Below are 19,739 nucleotides of genomic sequence, written 5' to 3'. Positions count from 1 at the left end.
CCCTCCCCCGACAGAGGGGCGAACGCCTATTCGTCGGCCAGCGGTTCGGCCTGGACCCGCTTGAGGGCGGGCGTGCAGACCGACGCGCCGAGCAGGGCCACCCCGACGCCGAGCACGACCGGCGCCAGGATCCACGGGCTGAGCACGATGCCCCGCTCGTCGACCAAGCTGAACAACCCAACGCCGACAAGTACCCCGACGATTCCCGCGCCGATCGTGGCGACCAGCGCGGGCAGCGCGGCCTCCATCCGCAACGCCCTCGCCAGCACCCGCACCGGGGTGCCCGCGGCCATCAGTGCGCCGAAGGTGCGGCGGCGGTCCATCACCGAGCCGGCGGTCGCGACCGCGGCGCTGCAGCCGGCCAGGACCCCGGCCGCGATCAGGCCGATCACCGTGACGCGGCGCAGGTCACCGAGCTCGGTCTGCTGGTTGAACAGGTACTGGTCGCGGCTGCCGATCTCGGCACCGGCCGCCGGCCCGGCCAGCGCCGTCCGGACGATCTCGCGGTTCGCGTCCGTGGTCGGCGCGACGACGGTGTAGTCCTTCGGCGTGACGCCGTCCGGCAGCGCGGCCGGGTCGATGATCAGCGTGTCCGACAGGTCCGGGTCACGGGGGTGCACGGCTTCCACCCGGGTGCCCGACTTCGCGGCCGTCGCCGGCCCGTCCCACGCGGGGGCGAACTTGTACTGGGCCAGGTCGATCGCCGTGTCGCCGAAGACGGCCGGGCCGCCGGTGCAGTTCTCCGGCGTGAGGCCGTAGCGGGTCAGCTTGACGGCGTCGGCGCAGGTCATCACCAGGGCCCGGTGGCCGTACCGGTTCGGTTCCTGGCCCTTCACCAGGTAGATCTCGCCGACCGCGACCGCCTTCTCGTTCTGGCCGTACTTCTGCAGGGAGGCGTTGGCCTGGTCGACGATCTTGCCCGCGTGCTCGTTGTCGGTGTCGACGTAGAGCACGGAGTCGGAGAACGACCGCCCGCCGCCGGCCATCGATTCGAACGTCGGCAGCAGCGTCAGCGCCATCGACCCGGCGAACACCGCGAGCACGATCCCGGCGGAGGAGCGGTAGGCGCCCTTCGGGTCGTCACGCAGGCGGCGGCCGGCCAGCAGCGCGGACGGGCGCCGCCAGATCCGGACGAACGTGCCGCCGACCGCCGACGTCACCCACGGCCCGACGATCGCGGCCGAGCCGACCAGGAAGAACAGGCCGGCCATGACCAGCCCGATGCCCCCGGTCTCCTTCACCGTCGTCACGGCGATGAGGAAGAACGCCCCGGCCGCGGGCAGCGCCAGCAGCCGCCACCAGTGCAACGGCTTCTTCGTGTGGCCGCCGGTCGCGAACAGCGGGTTCTTCAGCACCCGGCGCAGGCCCAGGACACCGGCCAGCACCACGAGCACCGGGATGGCCACCACGATGAACACCGTCAGCCCGGCCGGCAGCGCGAAGTCCGACGCGAGCCAGGTGCCCCCGGCCCACGGCACGAACGACGCGAGGCCGTGCAGCGCCGGGCTGATCAGCAGGCCGAGCAGCGCGCCGATGCCGGCCGACAACGTCGTCTCGGCGGCCACCATGTTCGTGACCTGCCCCGGCGTCGCCCCGGCGAGCCGGATCGCGGCCAGCCGCCGTTCCCGCCGGGCGGCGGTCAGCCGGGCCGAGGACGCGACCAGCACCAGGCTCGGCACCAGCAGCACGATGATCCCGACCCAGGACAGCAGCATGAGCAGCGCGTCCGCGCTCGCCTTCCCACCCGGGAACCCGGACAGCCGGGAGACGTTCTGCGGCATCGCGTCCGGCGTGTGCCCGGTCAGCGCGACGAGCTGCTCCGGGAACCGGAGGCCGCCCTCGCCGAGCGCGCCGACGGGCTTGCCGAACCGGTCGCCGAGCTGCGCGGCCGGGCTGCCCTGCAGGAGCCGGCCCAGCGCGGGCGACACGACGGTCTCGCCGGGCCCGGGCAGCTGCGGCACGCCCGGCGGCAGCGGGATCGACCCGGGCGTCGCGCCGGGCGCCAGCGCGATGTCGACGCGGACGATCTGCTTGCCGTCGAAGTAGTCCTTCGACGCGTTGAAGAGCAGGTTCACCGGGCCGTCGGAGCCGTGGCTGTAGAAGTGCTCACCCTGCCAGAGGGCCCGCTGCTCGCGGTTCTGCGTGGCGAACGGCAGCGTCGCCAGCAGCAGCACCAGCCCGGTCGCGACGGCCACCCCGATCGCGGTCAGGATCGCCGACGTCCGGGTCCGCCGGTCGACCTTCAGCACCCGCAGGGCGATCTGGAGCGAGTTCACGCCGCCAGCCTCGTCGCGATCAGGCCGTCGCGGATGGCGACGGTCTTGGGCATCGACTCGGCCAGCTCGCGGTCGTGGGTCACCACGATCACCGCGGCGCCCGTTTCGTGGGCGGCGCCGAGGAGGGCGTCCATCGTCTCGCGGCCGGTGCGCGTGTCGAGCGCGCCGGTCGGCTCGTCGGCGAAGATCACCTTCGGCCGGTGGGTCAGCGCCCGCGCGATCGCGACGCGCTGGGCCTCGCCGCCGGACAGCTCACCGGGGCGGCGCTTCTCCTTGCCGGCCAGGCCGAGGCGCGCGAGCCACTGGCGGCCGGCGTCGATGGCCTCCTTGCGGCCGAGCCCCGCCAGCAGCGACGGCAGGGCGACGTTCTCCTCGGCCGAGAGCTCCGCGACCAGCATTCCCGACTGGAAGACGAACCCGAACTCGGTGCGGCGCAGCTCGCTGCGCTTCTTCTCGCCGAGGTGGTCGATCCGCTGCCCGGCCAGGAAGATCTGCCCGTCGTCGGCCTTCAGGATGCCGGCCAGCACGTGCAGCAGCGACGTCTTGCCCGAGCCGGACGGCCCGACGATGGCGACGGCGTCCCGCGGCTGGATGTCGATGTCGATGCCGGCCAGGGCGTACTGGGTGCCGTAGCGCTTCACCAGCCCGCGGCCGGAGAGCACCGGGCCGTTCGTCGCGTGTGGAGTGTTCGGGTCCACGAGGTTCTCCCTGTCGGTTCGGATCTTGATGCCGATGAGCCTCGCGGAGATCGGGAGCGTCCACTTCGGGCAGACGGCCAGTCACGCACCGGCGCGCATCGGCCGATCGGCCGAGGGAGCGCGGGCCACTCGGCCAAGGTGCGGGCGCAGGGGAATCACGTAACGTCACGTTGTGCCCGCCGCGCCCCCTTCGAACACGCTCGCCACCCGCGCCGCCGCCCTGGTGCGGCGCATCGGCGTGCCCTCCGCTGTGCTGTACGCGGCGCTGCTGTTCGACGTCGTCTTCACGACGCAGGCGGCGCTCGACGACAACGGCCCGCTCTTCGTCGACTTCGGCCTGCTGCCGGGCATCTTCGCGATGGCGGCCTGCGGGGTGTGGGCCCAGAAGCGCGCCGCGGTCGCCGGGGTGGTCGGTGGCGGGGTGCTGGTGATGTCCACCCTCTTCATCCACACTCTGCGCATCCCGCCGTACTCCAGCGTGCTGCCGAAGGTGACCATCACCGAGGTCGTGGCCGGGGTGCTGATGGTCTACTACGTGGCCCGCCGGGCGCGGGCGGGTGTGGCGTTCTGCGTGGTCGCCTTCCTGGTCTTCGCCGGCCTCACCGCCGTTTTCGGCCGGTACGCGGGCGTGGCCGAAATCGACGGCGGCACCGGCACCCAGGCGCTGCTGTTCGGCCTGCTGCTGCTCGCCGGTCCGCTGGTGCCCGCCATCGCGGCGCGGGACCGCAGCCCGCGCGGCGAGCCGCGGACCCGGGTGCTGCGCCGGGTGAACGAGCTGGCGATGGGGCAGTGGCCGCTGATGGGCCTGCTCGCCTTCGCGCTGCTGTTCGAGTTCGGCTACACGTACTCGAACACCGCCCGCGGGTTCCCGATCCTGTTCTGCTCGATCGTCGCGGCCGTGATCGCGGTGCTGTCCCCGCGGCGGCCCGCGGACGCCCTGCTCGGCCTCGCCGGGATCATGCTGCTGTCCGCGGTCGTCACGCCGTTCCTGCGCCTGCAGTCCTACGAATACCCGGTGCCCGGCGGCATCCCGGCCACGCAGATCGTCGCCGGCATGGGCGTGGTGGTGAACCTGACCCGGGCGCGCGGGCTGAGCCAGTCCTGGTCCCGGGTCGCCGTGCTCTCGGCGGTCGTCGCGCTCGGGGCGATCCTCAACTCGGACGCGCGGCGGGGCCTGCAGACCGATCCGCAGACCCTGTCGATCCTCGCCTTCGCCGCGACGCTGATGCTGGGCATCTCGATCGCCGTCGGCCTGATGCTGCGGTCCCGGGACTCCGAACGCACCCAGGCCGTGCAGTCCGCGGTGTCCGACGCGCAGACCGCCGAGCGGATGGCGCTGGCCCGCGAGCTCCACGACGTCGTCGCCCACCACGTCACCGGGATCGTCGTGCAGGCGCAGGCCGCGCGGCTGATGGCCGAGCGGAACCCGCAGATCGCCGTGGAGGCGATGGGCCGGATCGAGAACGCGGGTGTCGAGGCGCTCGCGGCGATGCGGCGGCTCGTCCGCTCGATGCGCGGCGACGCACCGGCCGGGTCGAGCGAGTTCAGCGAGCAGGCGACCACCGACCTCGGCGCCGACCTGCGGAAACTGGTCGACAGCGCCAACCACGGCGTGCCGACGTCGATGCACCTCGACCTGCCGCCGGACCTGCCGCACGAGGTCGGCCGCTCGGCGCTGCGGCTGGTGCAGGAGTCGCTGACGAACGTCGGCAAGCACGCCGCCGACGCGACCGAGGCGTTCGTCGTCGCCGAGGTCGCCGGCGCCGAACTGCACCTGCGGGTGACGGACGACGGGCGCGCGACGGCACACCGGCCGGCCGGTGGGTCGGGCGGTTACGGTCTGGTCGGCATGCGCGAACGGGTCGCGCTGCTCAAGGGCCGGCTCTCGGCCGGGCGGGACCCGGGCGGCGGCTGGCGGGTCGAGGCCTGGCTGCCGCTGGCGGCCGGAGAAGACACGGAAGGGGACGAGTGATCCGGGTACTGATCGCCGACGACCAGGAGATGGTGCGGATGGGTTTCCGCATGATCCTGGACTCCCACGACGACATCGAGGTCGTCGCCGACGTCGCGGACGGCGTCTCGGCGGTGTCGAAGGCCCGCGAGCTGCGCCCGGACGTCTGCCTGCTCGACATCCGCATGCCCGGCCTCGACGGCCTCGAAGTGACCCGGCAGCTGGCCGGCCCGGACGTGACCGACCCGCTGAAGGTGGTCGTCGTCACGACCTTCGACCTCGACGAGTACGTGCACACGGCGTTGCGCAACGGCGCGTCCGGCTTCCTGCTGAAGGACGCGGGCCCGGCGCTGCTGATCGAGGCGGTCCGCGCGGCCGACCGCGGCGACGCGCTCGTCTCGCCGCAGATCACCGTCCGGCTGCTCAAGCACTTCAACGGGGGCGGCACCGCGAAACCGCAGGTCCCGCCGCCGTCCGAGCCGCTGACCGCGCGGGAGCTCGACGTGGTCAAGGCGGTGGCGCGCGGGCTGACCAACACCGAGATCGGCGCGGAGCTGTTCCTGTCGCTGTCGACGGTGAAGACGCACCTGGCGTCGGTGCAGGGCAAGATCGGCGCGCGCAACCGGGTGGAGACCGCGGCGTGGGCGTGGCGGAGCGGAGTCGTTTCGTAATTCCCGGTGCGTAGTATCCAGAGATGCAACGCCGTTTCCACGCCCCTGTCGTTCTCCCCGCCGACCCGTCCTGTTCGCTCCTGCGTGACGCGGTCGTCGACGTCGACACCGATGGGCGCATCTCCTACTGCGGACCGGCGGCCACCGCCCCCGAGTCCGCCGCACCGGTCACCACCCTGACCGGCATCCTGCTGCCCGGCCTGGTCAACACGCACGCGCACAGCCCGATGACGCTGCTGCGCGGCATGGGCGGCGACCTGCCGCTGCTGCCCTGGCTCAACGAGATCATCTGGCCGGCCGAGGCGAAGCTGCGCCCGGAGGACGTCCGCACCGGCATGCTGCTCGGTTCGGTCGAGATGCTCCGCCACGGCGTCACGACCAGCGCGGAGATGTACTTCGAAGGCGAGCAGCTGGTCGACGCGGTCCTCACGACGGGCGGCCGCGTGCTGGTCGCGCCGCCGGTGATGGAGCTGCCGGGCCTGGACTGGAAGGCCCAGCTGGCGGCGATCGAGCGCTGGATCGACACGGACGGCCTCCGCTTCGGCCACGGCGACCGCATCGAGCTGGGCTACGGCCCCCACTCGGCGTACATGCTGTCGGCCGACGGCTTGCGGGCGACGGCGGAGTCGGCGGCGTCGCGGGGTGCGCTGGTGCAGATCCACGTCGCCGAGGCGGCGGCGGAGGACACGGCGGTGCGTGCGGCGCACGGTTCGGTGCCGGCTCTTCTGAAGGAGCTCGGCATGCTCGACGGCCGGGTGCTGGCGGCGCATTCGATCCACCTGTCGGACGCGGACATCGCGCTGTACGCGGCGTACGGGGTCGGGATGGCGCACTGCCCGGGCTCGAACGCGAAGCTGGCCTCGGGCATCGCGCGGATCGCGGACCTGCGTTCGGCGGGGGTCGCGGTCGGTCTCGGTACCGACGGCCCGGCGTCGAACGACGACATCGACCTGTGGGAAGAACTCCAGCTGGCGGCGATGTTCGCCCGCCTGGCCACCGGCGACTCGACGGTCCTGACGGCGGCGGACGTGTTCCTGCTGGCAACCCGCGGCGGCGCAGCGGCTCTGGGCCGGTCGGACATCGGTTCTCTGGAACCGGGCCGCTGGGCGGACCTGGTGCACGTCGACCTGGACGACCCGGCGTTCGCGTGCGGCCTGGACGTGCCGGACGTGCAGCTGCTGTCGAACCTGGTGTGGGCGGCCGGCTCGCGGCGGGTGCGGGACGTGTGGGTCGCCGGCGAGCAGGTCGTGGCCGACGGGGAGTCGACGAAGGTGGACCGGGCGAAGGTGCAGGCCGGCGTGGCGGAGACCGCGGCCCGGCTGCGGGTCTAACGCGGGCGGAGGATGATCTCCGTCTGGTGGCTGTCCGGGGTCGCTGACACCGCCGTCACCACCGCGGTGGCCACCGAGTCCGCCTTCAGCAGGTGCGTGGTGTCGTACTCGCGGCCCTCGCCCGCGAAGATCTCCTGCTGCATCTCCGTGTCCGTGCGGCCCGGGTAGACCGACGTCACGCGGATGCCCGGCTCCTCCTCGCGCAGGGCGTCGGCGAACGCGCGGACCGCGAACTTGCTCGCCGCGTACGGGGACCAGCCCGGGCGGGCGTTGCGGCCCGCGCCCGAGTTGATCACCACCACGTGCCCGCCCGCCGCGCGCAGGGCCGGGAGCAGGAGGCGGGTCAGCTCGACCACCGCCAGGGTGTTGACCTCGAAGTTGGCTCGCCACGCTTCGGCGGAAGCGTCCTCGATGCGGCCCAGGTGCGCGACGCCCGCCGAGTGGACCAGGACGTCCAGGGACGGGATGTCCGCGACGGCCGCGGCCAGCGAGGCCGGGTCCGTCAGCTCCACCGGCCACGGCTGCGCGCCCGGGAGCTCCTTCGCCAGCGCCGCCAGCGCGTCGGCGTCGCGGCCGCCGAGGAGGAGACGGTGGGTCGGGGCCAGCTGGTGGGCGACCGCCGCGCCGATGCCGCGGGACGCGCCGGTCACCAGGGCGAGGGGAAGATCCGTCATGCCCCCACCGTAGCGGCGAACCCGGCGTCCACCGTGCGGTCCTCGCGGTGGCCCGCGCCGAGCGGGCGCGGGTCCGTGCAGCCGGACGCCGGGTCGGCGTCGGAGTCGCGGGTGTCGTCGCCGGCGTCCCTGGCCGCCGGGTGGTGGCCGTCGGCCGTGAAGCACACCTGGTACGTCCCGTCCTCCAGGCCGTCGAAGCCGTACGTGCCGTCCGGTCCGGTGACCACGCTCGCCAGCTCCTTGCCCGCCGCGTCCTTCAGCACCGCCTTGACACCCGCCAGGCCGGGCTCGCCCGCGTCCTGCAGGCCGTTGCCGTTCGTGTCGGTCCAGGCGAGGTCGCCGATCCGGTTCGTCGGCGTGACCAGCCCGATGTCCGCCGCGAAGTCCTGGTGGGACGGCCCGCCGACGGTGCGCGGTGCGGTGCAGCCGCTCGCGTCCGCGTCCGAGTCGCGGTCTTCGGTGCCGACGTCCCGGCGGGTCACGGCGAAGCCGTCCGGGACGGCGAAACAGACCTGGTAGGTGCCGTCCTTCAGCTTCTCGAAGCCGTAGTGGCCCTTGTCGTCGGTCGTCGTGGTGCCGACCGTGCCGCCCGCGCCGTCCTTCAGCGTCACCTTGACGCCCGCGACACCCGGCTCGTCCGGGTCCTGGAGGCCGTCGCGGTTGCGGTCCGCCCAGGCGAAGTCGCCGATCTTCGCGACGGCCGGCGGCGGCAGGACGGTGATCGTCGCCGACGCCGTCTTGTCACCGAGCGTGCCGCCCGGGTGGTGCACGCCGGTGACCTTCGCCGTGTTCACGTGCTTGTCGTCGGCCACCGTGAGGTCCGGGTGGTCGCAGGTCAGCTGCCGGTTCGCGGCCGCGGCCAGCGCGAACGGCTCGAACGTCGCGGCGCACCACGGGTCGGCCACGGTGATCCCGGTCAGGTCCTCGGTGCCCTCGTTGGTCACCGTGACGCGGTAGTGCGCGGTTTCGCCCGCGGTGACCGTCGCGAACGAGCCCCACGCGCCGGTCGCCGGGTTCTGCACTTCCTTCTTCACCGAGTACGCCGCGAGCTGCAGGTCGACGCAGTCCCAGTGCAGGCGGTCGAGGGTCGTCGTGGCGAAGAACTTCACCGCGGCCGCCTTCGCCGGCGCCGTCGCCGCCGGGAAGTCCTGCCGGACCAGGTTCCCGTCGCCGGCGTAGTGGCCGGCGACCAGCTTGGTCTCCTGCACCTGCGTGCCGGACGCGTCGAAGAACCGCAGGCCGGTGCCGGGTTCGTAGCGCGGCGCGGCCGAGGCGGTCCAGACGCTGAGCGTGTAGACGCCGCCGGGGACGAACCGCTCGGTCTGGTAGGCGGTGCTCGTCTTGCCGTCCGGGGTCTGGATGACCGCCGCCCGCTGCCCGTCGACGGCGTACGCCTGCTCGGTCAGCAGCCGCGGTGCCTTGGCCGCCGGGGTCGTGGGCGGGACCGGCGCGGCGGGGGTGAAGAGGTAGCCGTCGGGTGCGCCGTTGCGGGCCGTCTCTTCGACGCTCGGGTTGGCCGCGACCCCGCCGCACGACGGCGGCGGCTCCTCGGCGGACGCGGGCACGACCGCCGCACCGAGCGCCACCACCGCCACTGCCAGCACGCGCGCCGAACGGACCATGCCTTCGACTATGGCGCGTGGCACCGGCCCGCACCGGCCGAGAACCGTCCACTTAAGAGTGAAACTCGGCGGGTGCGGGCCGCCTGCCTCAGCGTTCGCCGATGCGGCCGGGGCGCCCGAAGCGGCCCGTCTTCCACACCGAAACGATGGCCGGCCGCGGCTGGGCGGTGCCGCCGTCGGGCCAGTGCGACGTCGGGTTCGCCGAGCTCGCCGCGTTCTCGCCCGGGTGCTGGACGGCGACGAGCACCAGGTCGTCGGTCACCACCGGGCCGCACGTCTCGGCGCCGACCGGCACCGACAGGAACTGCTTGACGTGGCCGCGCTCCGGGCCGGTGACCGGCACCGAGAACAGGCCGTCGTTCGCGCCGAGTGCGTTGCCGTCGGTGGCGACCCAGAGGTTGCCGTGCCGGTCGAAGGCGACGTTGTCCGGGCAGGAGATCGGGCTGACCTGGTCCTTCGGGAAGCCGCCGAAGTAGGTGTCCGCGGCCTCGGGGTCGCCGCAGACCAGCAGCAGCCGCCAGGAGAACCGGGTCGACGCCGCGTCGCCGCGGTCCTCCTCCCACTCCAGGACGTGGCCGTTCTTGTTGCCGTTGCGCGGGTTGACCTCGTCGACGCCGGCCTTGCCCGCGGCGCCGCGGTCGGTGTTGTTGGTCAGGGCCGCGTAGATCCGGCCGTTGACCGGGTTCGGCTCGATGTCCTCCGGCCGGTCCATCTTCGTGGCGGCCACCTTGTCCGCGGCCTGGCGGGTGAAGACGTAGACCTCTTCGGCGGTGAACCCGTCGACGAACGACTTGTCGCCGCTGACCAGCGGGATCCACTCGCCGGTGCCGTCGAACTGGCCGTCGGCCGGGAGCTTGCCGGTGCCGTCGACCTCCGGCGCCGGGCTGTCGCCGGTGAAGCGGGCGACGTACAGCGTGCCCTCGTCGAGCAGGGCCGAGTTGTGCCGCCGGGCGTGCGCGCTGCGGCCGGGCTTGTACTTGCCCTTCGACACGAACTTGTAGATGTACTCGAACCGGCTGTCGTCACCGGAGTAGACGGCGACGTGGCCGTCGGCGGTGATCTTGATGTTCGCGGCTTCGTGCTTGAAGCGGCCGAGCGCGGTGTGCTTGACCGGCGTCGAGTTCGGGTCGTTGGGGTCGATTTCGACGACCCAGCCGAACCGGTTCGGCTCGTTCGGCTCCTGCGCGACGTCCCAGCGCTTGTCGAACCGCTCCCACTTGCGGGTGCTGGCGCCGGTGCCGACGGTGTAGCGCTTGAGCCGCGCCGCCGCGACCGGCTCGGTCACCTTGTCGGCGTTCGCGAAGTACTGGTCGAAGTTCTCCTCGCCGGAGAGCACCGTGCCCCACGGCGTCACGCCGCCGGAGCAGTTGTTCTGCGTGCCGCGGACCTTGCGCCCGGAGGGGTCGGCCGACGTCCTGAGGAACTTCGACCCGGCGGCCGGGCCGCGGACCTCGAAGACCGTGTCGAGGGTGATCCGGCGGCCGTACCGGCTCGGGACCACTTCGAGGCCGCCGCGGACCGGGTCGCGGCGGGTCAGCAGCACCGACAGGCCGTGCGCCGCCCAGGCGATCCTGACCTGCTCCTCGGTCGGGTTCGCCGGGTCGTACTGGTCGGCCGGGAACATGTGGACCTCGGTCGTGTACTCGTGGTTGACCACGAGCAGGTTCGACCACCCCAGCGGGTCCTGCGGGATCAGGCCGACGAAGTCGTTGTTGTAGCCGAACTGCTTGGCCTGCGCGGCCGCCGTCTGCTTCGTGAAGTCGAACTTCGGCGCCCCCGGGACCACCGGGTCGCCCCACCGGACGACGACGCGCTGCGCGTAGCCGCCGGGCACGCTGACCTGGTCGAGCTTGTTCGGCGGGACCGGGTCGAAGTCGGTGCCGGGCACCGGCCGCGACGGCCGCGGCTTCGGCAGCGGCGCGGCGGCGGCGGTGCCCGTGGAGAGCGCGGCGAACCCGCCCGCGGCGGCGGCCATCACGGCGCCGGCCTGGAAGACGCGGCGGCGCGAGATGTCCTTGACGACGTCACCGAAGTACTCGTTGCCGGATTCGTTGGCCTCGGGGTGGGCGCACGCGTTGCCGCAGCGGTATTCGCAGGTCACCGGGGAGCGCCCGCCCGGGTGGGCGGGGAAGAGCGGGAGCAGACGGTCGGGCACGAGGCCTCCATGGTGGGAGTTCGGGAACGACCCGACCGTAAGCTCCCAAAACCAGCCTTTCCAGACATTCAGGTGAATTCCGGGTGTATCGGCCGGGTTAGAACTCCTCGCCGACGAGCACCGCTTCCCGCGGCACGGTGTGCGGGTCCGCCTTCTTCTCCCGCAGCGAGAGCAGCGCACCCGCGACGACGCACAGCACGGCCGAGGCGATGAACGGCGCCTGCGGCGACCCGAACCACTCGGCGACGTGCCCGACGAGCGTCGCGGCGACGGCGCCACCGAGCCAGCGGCAGAAGTTGTAGCCCGCGCTGGCGACCGGGCGCGGGGCGTCGCTGATCGACATCGCGGTGCCGGTGAACAGCGTGTTCAGCAGGCCGGACACCAGCCCGGAGACGATGATCCCGGCGACCAGCACCGGCTTGCTCGGCACGGCGAGCACCAGCATCAGCACGGCGTACCCGAAGACGGCGGCCGCGGCGGCGTGCCGCTCGCCGAGCCTGGCGGCCAGCCGCGGCGCGAGGGCGACCCCGGCGACCGCGACGCACAGGCCCCAGCCGCAGAACACCAGCCCGACGGCGATGGCGCTCCAGCCCAGGACGAACGGCGACCAGGCGAGCACGGCGAAGAACGCGGCGGTGTACAGCGCGGAGGCGACGGACGTGCGCAGCAGGCCGGTGTGCTTCAGCGCGCGGATCGGGTCGAGCAGCTTGATCGGGGCCCGCTGCTCGTGCTTGTCGCTCTTGAGGAACACCGCGCACAGCACGAGCGCGCCGGCCATCAGGATCGCGGTGCCGAGGAACGGGCCGCGCCACGAGATGCTGCCGAGCAGCGCGCCCAGCAGCGGGCCGACCGACAGGCCGACGCCGAGGGCGGCCTCGTAGAGCAGGATCGCGCCGGACTGGCCGCCGGTGGCGGCGCCGACGATCACCGAAAGCGCGGTCGCGATGAAGAAGGCGTTGCCGAGGCCCCAGACCGCGCGCAGCCCGACGAGCTGCTCGATCGAGCCGGCGGCCGAACACAGCGCGGTGGCCGCGACGATCAGCGTCAGCCCGACCAGCACGGTCCGCTTGGCGCCGAACTTCGCGCTCGCCGCGCCGGTGACCAGCATGGCGATGACCTGGACGCCGAGGTAGGACGAGAAGAGCAGGGTGACCTGGGACGGCGTCGCGTCCAGGCCCTTGGCGATGGACAGCAGGATCGGGTCGACCAGCCCGATCCCCATGAAGGCGATGACCGCGGCGAACGCGGTGATCCACACCTGCTTGGGCTGGCCCTTGACGGCGTCCAGCAGGCTCGAGTAGTGGTGCTCAGCGTTCATCGCTGATCAGTTCCTCCTTGGTGGTGGCTACGAGCAACTTGGCGAGGGCCGGGAGGGCGGCTTCGATCGCTGCGCGGTCGGCGTCGTCCATGGCGATGAGCCGTTCGCGAAGGAACTCTTCGCGGGCGGCCACCGTCTCGGCGTAGAAGCGACGGCCTTCGTCAGTGACGTCCACGAGCACGGCCCGGCCGTCGGCCGGGTCCGGGCGGCGGGTGGCGAGGCCGAGCCGTTCGAGCCGGCCGACGACGTCGGTCATCGACGGCAGCTTGACCTGCTCGAACTCGGCCAGCGCGCTCATCCGGCGCGGCCCGCCGTTGACCAGCTCGCTCAGCACCGACCCCTGGGTGAGGGTCAGCGACAGCTGCGGCGTCTGGCGGCGCACCTGGTGGTACAGCCGGAAGACCAGCGGCCGCAGCCGGTGGGCGAGATCGGTGATCGCGGAAGTCACTTAGCCAGGCTAACAAAAATTAGTAAGGGTAGCTAAGTAACTCCTCTCACAGGCTAGGCTCGACGCATGGAAGCGGTGATCTTCGACCTCGACGGCGTGCTGGTGGACTCCGAGCGGATCTGGGACGAAGTGCGGCGCGCGGTCGTCGCCGAGCACGGCGGCACCTGGCGCGAGGAGGCGACCCGGGCGCAGCAGGGGATGAGCACCCCGGAGTGGGCCCGCTACCTGGTGGAGGAACTGGGCGCGCAGCTGTCGCCGCCGGAGATCGCGACGCTGGTCGTCAAGCGCATGGCGGCGCGGTACGCGGCGGAACCACCGTTGATCCCGGGCGCGGTGGAGGTCGTCCGGCAGGTGTCGGCGCGGTGGCCGGTGGCGATCGCCAGCTCGTCACCGGTGATCCTGATCAAGGGCTTCCTGGACGTGACGGGCCTGCCGGTGGGCGCGGCGGTGTCGTCCGAGCAGGTCGGCGCGGGCAAGCCGGCCCCGGACGTGTACCTGCGGGCGGCAGAGCTGCTGGGAGCGACACCGGCGGAGTGCGCGGCGGTGGAGGACACGACGAACGGCCTGCGGTCGGCACTGGCGGCGGGGATGGCGGTGTACGCGGTACCGAACCCGCACTTCCCCCCGGACCCGGCGGTGCTGCGGCAGGCGACGGCGGTGGTGGAGAAGATCACCGACCTGCCGGGGGCCCTGGGCCTCGGCTGACCTGGAAGCGCACCGGCGGCGAGCCGGGGGACACCGAGGCGAAGAACACCCGATCCATTTCCAGTTTCGCGTCGCCTCGGGCCAAGGACATCCCGCCACCGGCATCGAACAACCGCAGCTCGCGGACCGCCGGATCGACGAGGTAGACCGCGATGCGGGGAGGCAGCGGGCCACCGGCCTCGCCGACGTATCCGGCGCGCACGACACCCGCCGACAGCGGAGCGCACGACGGCGACTTGACCCCGAACTGCGGCAACGCGGCCGTCAGCTTCGTGAGCATGCTCTGCTGCTTGGGCACCCCGGCGACACAGAACTGCGGCGCTCCCTCGACCGTGGCGAAGAACGCGTAGGAGGTCCAGATCCCGGTCAGGTCTTCGAAGTCGGTGAGGGCCGTGGGCGGACCGACGTTGTGCAACTCGGCAAACGGGTAGTACACGGCCTGTGCCAGGTCCAGCGGCTCGCCGGCTTTCGCGGGCGGGACCGACCGGAGACCGGGTCATCCGCAGGTGCCGCGTCCGCGACCGGGTCATGTTCACCACGGTCGTGCGGAGGTAGCCCGCCACCCTCGTGTGGTCCGCCAGGGTGTCCCAGCGCTGGTGGAGCTTGACGAACGCCTCCTGTGCGACGTTCTCCGCGTCGTCCGCGCCGAGGAGGTGGGCCAGCCGCGTCATCGGGCCGAAGTACTCGCGGAACAGGGCGTGGAAGGTCGGCGCGCCCAGGTCTGCCGGTGTTTAGTGCAGCACGCGAAGAAGGCCGCCACCACCAGGTGACGGCCTTCCTCGTGAGTCGGTCTTACCGCTCGACCTCGCCGCGGATGAACTTCTCCACGGCGTCACGCGCGGTGGCGTCGTCGTACTGCTCCGGCGGCGACTTCATGAAGTAGGAGGACGCCGACAGGATCGGGCCGCCGATGCCGCGGTCGAGGGCGATCTTCGCCGCCCGCACGGCGTCGATGATGATGCCGGCCGAGTTCGGGGAGTCCCAGACCTCGAGCTTGTACTCCAGGTTCAGCGGGACGTCGCCGAACGCGCGGCCCTCGAGCCGGACGTAGGCCCACTTGCGGTCGTCGAGCCACTGGACGTAGTCGGACGGTCCGATGTGGACGTTGCCCTTGCCGAGCTCGCGGTCGACCTGCGAGGTGACCGACTGGGTCTTCGAGATCTTCTTCGACTCGAGGCGCTCGAGCTCCTTCATGTTCAGGAAGTCCATGTTCCCGCCCACGTTGAGCTGCATCGTCCGGTCGAGCTGGACGCCGCGGTCCTCGAACAGCTTCGCCAGCACGCGGTGCGTGATGGTCGCGCCGACCTGGGACTTGATGTCGTCGCCGACGATCGGGACGCCGGCGTCGGTGAACTTCTTCGCCCACTCGGGGTCGGAGGCGATGAACACCGGCAGCGCGTTGACGAACGCCACCCCCGCGTCGATCGCGGCCTGGGCGTAGAACTTGTCCGCCACCTCGGAGCCCACCGGCAGGTACGACACGAGCACGTCGGCCTGCGCCTCGCGCAGCGCGGCGACGATGTCGACCGGGGTCTCGTCGGACTCCTCGATCGTCTCGCGGTAGAAGCGGCCGAGGCCGTCGTGGGTGTGACCGCGCTGGACGGTGACGCCGAGCGGCGGCACGTCGGCGATCTTGATGGTGTTGTTCTCGGAGGCGAAGATCGCCTCGGACAGGTCGCGGCTGACCTTCTTGGCGTCCACGTCGAACGCGGCGACGAACTCGATGTCGCGGACGTGGTAGCCGCCGAAGTCGACGTGCATCAGACCGGGGACGCGGGTGGCCGGATCCGCGTCGCGGTAGTACTGGACACCCTGGACCAGCGACGCCGCGCAGTTGCCGACGCCCACGATGGCCACCCGTACGCGGCGGTTCTCGCCCATGGGGGTTTCTCCTTCAATCCGTCTGTTCAGTAGGTCTGGTGCCGCGACGCTGCGGCCCGGCCGGCCGGCTCAGGTTTCCGGACCCTGCCGTTCGGCTTGTTCGTGCGCGATCAGCTCGTTGAGCCAGCGCACCTCCCGCTCGCTGGTCTCCAGCCCCAGCCGGTGCAGCTCGCGGGTGTAACGATCGATCTTCTCCTCGGCCCTGGCCAGCGCCGCCCGCATGCCCTCGCGGCGTTCCTCGACGCGACGGCGGCGGCCCTCGAGGATCCGCAACCGCACGTCGGCCGGGGTCCGCGAGAAGAAGGCCAGGTGGACGCCGAAACCTTCGTCGTCCCAGGTCTGCGGCCCGGCGTCGCCGAGCAGCTCACCGAAGCGCTCCTTGCCCTCCGCGGTGAGCTTGTAGACCCGCCGTCCGCGCCGCGACCACGCCCGGTCGTCGGCCTCGTCCAGCTCCTCGACCAGGTACCCGGCCCGCAGCAGCTTCCGCAGGGTCGGGTACAGCGAGCCGTACGAAAACGTCCGGAACGTGCCGAGCGTCTCGTGCAGCCGCTTGCGCAGCACGTACCCGTGCATGGGCGCTTCGTGCAGAAGACCGAGGATCGCGAACTCCAGCACACCGCACCCCCTTCGGGAACAAACCGAGACGACCCGCGTTGCTCCGAACGAGCGCCTCGATCCAACCTACTCAGCCACTATATCGCGCCGATACATCGAAGTGGCGAAGCCAACAGGACCGACCACCCCGGAGTGTCGGAAATTCACCGGAGAGTTATCGAACGTCCGGCGTGTCCGGCCCGGTCCGCGGTCTGGTGCCGCTAGGGGGCGTGGACGCCACAGGAAGAGCCCGTACTCTGTCCTCGTGATTAACCAGCGGCAGGTCGTGGACTACGCGCTGCAGCGCCGTGCGCTGCTGGCCGAAGTCCGCTCCGGGCGCGTCGGCAGCTTCGAAGCCTGCGACGCGAGCCCGTACCTGCTGCGGGCGGCGAAGTTCCACGGCCGGGCGGGTGACCAACCCTGCCCGATCTGCCGCCAGGAGCCCTTGACCCTGGTGTCCTGGGTCTACGGTGACGAGCTCAAGCACGTCGCGGGCTCGGCCAGGACCCCGGAGGAGCTGGCCAGGATGGCGGGCTCGTTCGCGGAGTTCACCGTGTACGACGTCGAAGTGTGCCGGGCCTGCCACTGGAACCACTTGGTCCGGTCATACGTCCTGGGCACAGGGGAACCGGCGGGTCCGCGAAGGACCGCAGGCCGGTGAGCCACCGTACGACCAACGCAACGCGCAGGTCAGTGCCCCTGCGGGTACTGATCCGGGAGGCCCATCCGTGACCGACGACCACAACCGCTCCTGGCCGAACCAGGAGCCAGACGCACCTCGCCGTGCCCAGTGGCCGGGCGAAGACGCGGGACCGGCGTGGCCCGGTGAATCCGCCCGGCGCGCCACCCCGCCTCGCGGTGGCGCGCGGCAGTCCGGCCCCGCCTGGCCTGCCGGCGACGAAGGTGGCCCGCAGTGGCCGAACGACCAGGCCCGGCGCCCGCAGACGCCGCCCGGCGGCGCCCGCCGTCAGACGCCCCCGCCTGGCCGCCGTCCCGCCGGCGCACCCCCCGGTTCGCCGCCGCAGGGCTTCCGGCAGCCCCCGCCGGGCGGCCGCCGTCCCGAGCCGCAGACCGAGCGTGAGCCGGATCTCATCACCCACCACGCGCACAACGGCACCGAGGACGCGTACGACTCGTACGACGACGACCGGCGGTTCGACGAGTTCGCCGACGACGTCGAGCCCCAGCGCGAGCTCGACGAGAAGGGCCGGCCGGTCCTCTCCCCGGCGCAGCGGAAGAAGCGCCGCTGGAAGATCATCCGGCGAGTCGCGTACGCGTGCGTCGGCGTCTTCTTCGTCGTGCCGGCGATCGCGTTCGTGATCACCTACTTCATGGTCGACGTGCCGACGCCGGAGAGCGTCGCGGCGCTGCAGAGCCAGCCGATCACCTACTACTACGCCGACGGCAAGACGGTGATGGGGCGCGAGCTGCCCAAGGGCGGCGACCGGCAGCTGATCAAGGTCGGCGAGGTCCCGGAGGTGCTGAAGCACGCCGCGTACGCCGCCGAGGACGCGACGTTCGAGACGAACTCCGGCTTCGACGTCACCGGCATCCTGCGCGCGGTGTACAACCAGGCCACCGGCGGCCAAGGCGGTGGCTCGACCATCTCCCAGCAGTACATCAAGAAGGCCACCGAGAACGACGCCCCCAGCCTCAGCCGGAAGTGGACCGAGCTGGCGAAGTCGTTCAAGATGAACAACCAGCAGTCCAAAGAAGAGATCATCACCGCGTACCTGAACATCGTCTACTTCGGACGCGGCGCCAGTGGCGCCCAGGCGGCGGCGAAGGCCTACTTCAACAAGGACGCCAAGGACCTCAGCGCGTCCGAAGCCGCGCTGCTGGCCGGCCTGATCCAGGGCCCGAGCCGCTCGGAGAACCCCGAGTACGCCCAGCGGCGCTGGAACTACGTGATGGACCAGATGGTGGCCAACAAGTGGCTGCGGGCCGACGAGCGCGCGGCCGCGCAGTTCCCGACCCCCATCCCCAAGGACCAGTCGCGCCAGGAGTCGCAGGGCACGCTCAACTACTTCGTGCAGCAGCAGGTCGAGCAGGAGCTGGCGGCCAAGGGGTACGACAAGGACAAGCTGCACGCGAGCGGCGCCAAGATCTACACCACGATCGACCCGAAGGCGCAGCAGGCGGCCGAGCAGGCCGTCACGGAGAAGATGAAGGGCCAGAAGGACGACCGCATCAAGAACGCGGTCGTCGCCGTCGACCCGAAGACCGGCGGGGTGATCGCCTACTACGGCGGCCCGACGGTCGTGAACGTGGACGGCAAGGACCAGCTGGCCACCGACTGGGCGTCGACCCCGCGTAACCCGGGGTCGTCGATCAAGCCGCTGGACCTGGTCGCCTATCTGCAGATGGGCAAGGGACTGGGCGACACCTTCGACGGCACGTCCGGCCGCAAGTTCAAGGGTGTCGACAAGCCGATCAACAACGCGGGCAACGACAGCAGCTGCGGCAAGGACTGCACCGTCGCGAAGGCGATGGAGCACTCCATCAACACCGTGTTCTACGACATGGTCGTCAACGTGACGGGCGTGAAGGCCGCGGCCAAGGCGGCGTACTCGGCCGGGATCCCGGAGAAGTACGGCACCCGCGACTCGATGGGCCTCGACGGTTCGCAGTCGATCGGCGGTGGCCGGACCGAGGTCGCGCCCGAAGACATGGCCGCGGCGTACGCGACCTTCGCCTCGGGCGGCGTCCGGCACGACCAGCACTTCGTCGCCAAGCTGACCAACGCCCAGGACGAGGTGGAGTTCGACGAGAACAACACCGCGCAGGGCAGGCCGGCGTTCGACAACGACCAGACGAAGAGCCAGCAGATCGCGGGCAACGTCACCGAGTCGCTCAAGCCGGTGATCGACTTCTCGGACCTCAAGTGCCCGCCGGGCCACGAGTGCGCCGGCAAGACGGGAACGCAGCAGCACACGGTGGCCGAGGGCGAGCCCGCGGCGATGGGCAACTACAACTCCCAGACGTGGATGGTGGGCTACACCCCGTCGGTGTCCGCGGCGGCGTGGGTCGGTGGCGACAAGGACTACGCGCTCAAGGACAAGAGCGGCAAGCCGATCGGCGGTAAGACGCTGGCCGGGCCGATCTGGCAGGAGTTCATGTCGCTGTACCTCGCCGGCCAGGCACCGGAGAAGTTCGACAAGGTGCAGCCGATCGGCAAGGACCCGGCCGAGGTGACGACGACGCCCTCCAAGCCGTCCGACACGCCGACGCCGAGCGAGACGCCGACGACGACGCCGAGCGCGCCGAGCACGGAGAACACCGAGACCGAGACGTCGCCGAGCAAGCCGACCAGGTCGCGGCCGGGCCCGGGTACCGGCGGGCCCACCCCGCCACTGCCCGGCGGTGACGGGTTCGCCCGGCCACCGGGCTCGGAAACCGGCTGACGCAAAGGCCC

At 71.7% G+C, this 19,739-nt stretch carries 16 protein-coding genes; 6 read left to right on the top strand and 10 right to left on the bottom strand.

The features are described from left to right. Positions 1–26: 26 nt before the first annotated feature. Both ABZW17_RS09125 and ABZW17_RS09120 read right to left on the bottom strand, forming a co-directional pair. Positions 27–2,276 carry an ABC transporter permease gene (locus tag ABZW17_RS09125; RefSeq protein ID WP_354811300.1) on the bottom strand — a complete coding sequence of 750 codons (2,250 nt, stop codon included), beginning with the start codon at positions 2,274–2,276 and terminating at the stop codon, positions 27–29. Next, the gene (locus ABZW17_RS09120) at positions 2,273–2,974 is read right to left on the bottom strand and encodes an ABC transporter ATP-binding protein (protein ID WP_354811298.1); all 702 of its coding nucleotides are present in this window, start codon (positions 2,972–2,974) and stop codon (positions 2,273–2,275) included. Before ABZW17_RS09120 ends, ABZW17_RS09125 begins: the two co-directional genes overlap by 4 nt. Positions 2,975–3,146: 172 nt before the next feature. Between ABZW17_RS09120 and ABZW17_RS09115 the strand changes: the two genes are divergently transcribed. The 3 genes from ABZW17_RS09115 to ABZW17_RS09105 are packed head-to-tail and all read left to right on the top strand — an operon-like array spanning position 3,147 to position 6,927. Further along, a complete protein-coding gene (locus ABZW17_RS09115) occupies positions 3,147–4,946 on the top strand; it encodes a histidine kinase (RefSeq protein ID WP_354811296.1) in 1,800 nt (599 codons plus the stop codon). Next, a complete protein-coding gene (locus ABZW17_RS09110; protein ID WP_354811294.1) occupies positions 4,943–5,596 on the top strand; it encodes a response regulator transcription factor in 654 nt (217 codons plus the stop codon). Before ABZW17_RS09115 ends, ABZW17_RS09110 begins: the two co-directional genes overlap by 4 nt. 23 nt (positions 5,597–5,619) lie before the next feature. Beyond that, complete coding sequence (locus tag ABZW17_RS09105) at positions 5,620–6,927, top strand: amidohydrolase (protein ID WP_354811292.1); 1,308 nt, start codon at positions 5,620–5,622, stop codon at positions 6,925–6,927. Here the strand turns inward: ABZW17_RS09105 and ABZW17_RS09100 are convergent. The 5 genes from ABZW17_RS09100 to ABZW17_RS09080 form a co-directional block, all read right to left on the bottom strand. Next, positions 6,924–7,601 (bottom strand): SDR family oxidoreductase, encoded by a 678-nt coding sequence (locus ABZW17_RS09100; RefSeq protein ID WP_354811290.1) that lies wholly within the window; start codon positions 7,599–7,601, stop codon positions 6,924–6,926. The two genes, ABZW17_RS09105 and ABZW17_RS09100, sit on opposite strands and share 4 nt — an antisense overlap. Further along, the gene (locus ABZW17_RS09095; RefSeq protein WP_354811288.1) at positions 7,598–9,223 is read right to left on the bottom strand and encodes an SdrD B-like domain-containing protein; all 1,626 of its coding nucleotides are present in this window, start codon (positions 9,221–9,223) and stop codon (positions 7,598–7,600) included. The genes ABZW17_RS09100 and ABZW17_RS09095 overlap by 4 nt, the downstream gene beginning before the upstream one ends. Before the next feature lie 88 nt (positions 9,224–9,311). After that, on the bottom strand, positions 9,312–11,378 hold the full coding sequence (locus ABZW17_RS09090; RefSeq protein ID WP_354811286.1) for a PhoX family phosphatase: 2,067 nt from the start codon (positions 11,376–11,378) through the stop codon (positions 9,312–9,314). Positions 11,379–11,475: 97 nt separating this feature from the next. Continuing rightward, the gene (locus ABZW17_RS09085) at positions 11,476–12,696 is read right to left on the bottom strand and encodes an MFS transporter (RefSeq protein WP_354811284.1); all 1,221 of its coding nucleotides are present in this window, start codon (positions 12,694–12,696) and stop codon (positions 11,476–11,478) included. After that, positions 12,686–13,144: a MarR family transcriptional regulator gene (locus ABZW17_RS09080; protein ID WP_354811282.1), complete on the bottom strand. Its 459-nt coding sequence runs from the start codon at positions 13,142–13,144 to the stop codon at positions 12,686–12,688. Before ABZW17_RS09080 ends, ABZW17_RS09085 begins: the two co-directional genes overlap by 11 nt. Positions 13,145–13,210: 66 nt before the next feature. On the opposite strand from ABZW17_RS09080, the gene ABZW17_RS09075 reads away from it, so the two are divergent. Further along, positions 13,211–13,849 (top strand): HAD family phosphatase, encoded by a 639-nt coding sequence (locus tag ABZW17_RS09075; protein ID WP_354811280.1) that lies wholly within the window; start codon positions 13,211–13,213, stop codon positions 13,847–13,849. On the opposite strand, the gene ABZW17_RS09070 is transcribed toward ABZW17_RS09075, so the two are convergent. The 3 genes from ABZW17_RS09070 to ABZW17_RS09060 form a co-directional block, all read right to left on the bottom strand. Further along, entirely contained in the window at positions 13,815–14,285 is a 471-nt protein-coding gene (locus ABZW17_RS09070) for a hypothetical protein (protein WP_354811278.1), read from the bottom strand. The genes ABZW17_RS09075 and ABZW17_RS09070 overlap by 35 nt on opposite strands. A gap of 356 nt (positions 14,286–14,641) precedes the next feature. After that, positions 14,642–15,730 (bottom strand): inositol-3-phosphate synthase, encoded by a 1,089-nt coding sequence (locus ABZW17_RS09065; RefSeq protein ID WP_354811276.1) that lies wholly within the window; start codon positions 15,728–15,730, stop codon positions 14,642–14,644. A 69-nt stretch (positions 15,731–15,799) separates the two neighbouring features. After that, positions 15,800–16,345 carry a PadR family transcriptional regulator gene (locus ABZW17_RS09060; protein WP_013230991.1) on the bottom strand — a complete coding sequence of 182 codons (546 nt, stop codon included), beginning with the start codon at positions 16,343–16,345 and terminating at the stop codon, positions 15,800–15,802. Between the two features lie 244 nt (positions 16,346–16,589). On the opposite strand from ABZW17_RS09060, the gene ABZW17_RS09055 reads away from it, so the two are divergent. Beyond that, positions 16,590–16,985, top strand: coding sequence for a DUF5318 domain-containing protein (locus ABZW17_RS09055; RefSeq protein ID WP_354811274.1), 396 nt, complete (start codon positions 16,590–16,592; stop codon positions 16,983–16,985). Between the two features lie 67 nt (positions 16,986–17,052). Beyond that, positions 17,053–19,728 carry a transglycosylase domain-containing protein gene (locus ABZW17_RS09050; protein WP_354811272.1) on the top strand — a complete coding sequence of 892 codons (2,676 nt, stop codon included), beginning with the start codon at positions 17,053–17,055 and terminating at the stop codon, positions 19,726–19,728. The last annotated feature ends 11 nt before the right edge of the window (positions 19,729–19,739 follow it).

The sequence above is a fragment of the Amycolatopsis sp. NPDC004625 genome (genome assembly GCF_040609695.1).
Classification (GTDB): Bacteria; Actinomycetota; Actinomycetes; order Mycobacteriales; family Pseudonocardiaceae; genus Amycolatopsis.
The sequence above is the reverse complement of the archived record's forward strand: the minus strand, read 5'-3'. Positions and strand labels throughout refer to the sequence as shown.

Coding starts and splice junctions, on each gene's coding strand:
- ABZW17_RS09105 (WP_354811292.1), top strand. CDS start 5,620: ATGCAACGCCGTTTCCACGCCCCTGTCGTTCTCCCCGCCGACCCGTCC.
- ABZW17_RS09100 (WP_354811290.1), bottom strand. CDS start 7,601: ATGACGGATCTTCCCCTCGCCCTGGTGACCGGCGCGTCCCGCGGCATC.
- ABZW17_RS09095 (WP_354811288.1), bottom strand. CDS start 9,223: ATGGTCCGTTCGGCGCGCGTGCTGGCAGTGGCGGTGGTGGCGCTCGGT.
- ABZW17_RS09085 (WP_354811284.1), bottom strand. CDS start 12,696: ATGAACGCTGAGCACCACTACTCGAGCCTGCTGGACGCCGTCAAGGGC.
- ABZW17_RS09075 (WP_354811280.1), top strand. CDS start 13,211: ATGGAAGCGGTGATCTTCGACCTCGACGGCGTGCTGGTGGACTCCGAG.
- ABZW17_RS09065 (WP_354811276.1), bottom strand. CDS start 15,730: ATGGGCGAGAACCGCCGCGTACGGGTGGCCATCGTGGGCGTCGGCAAC.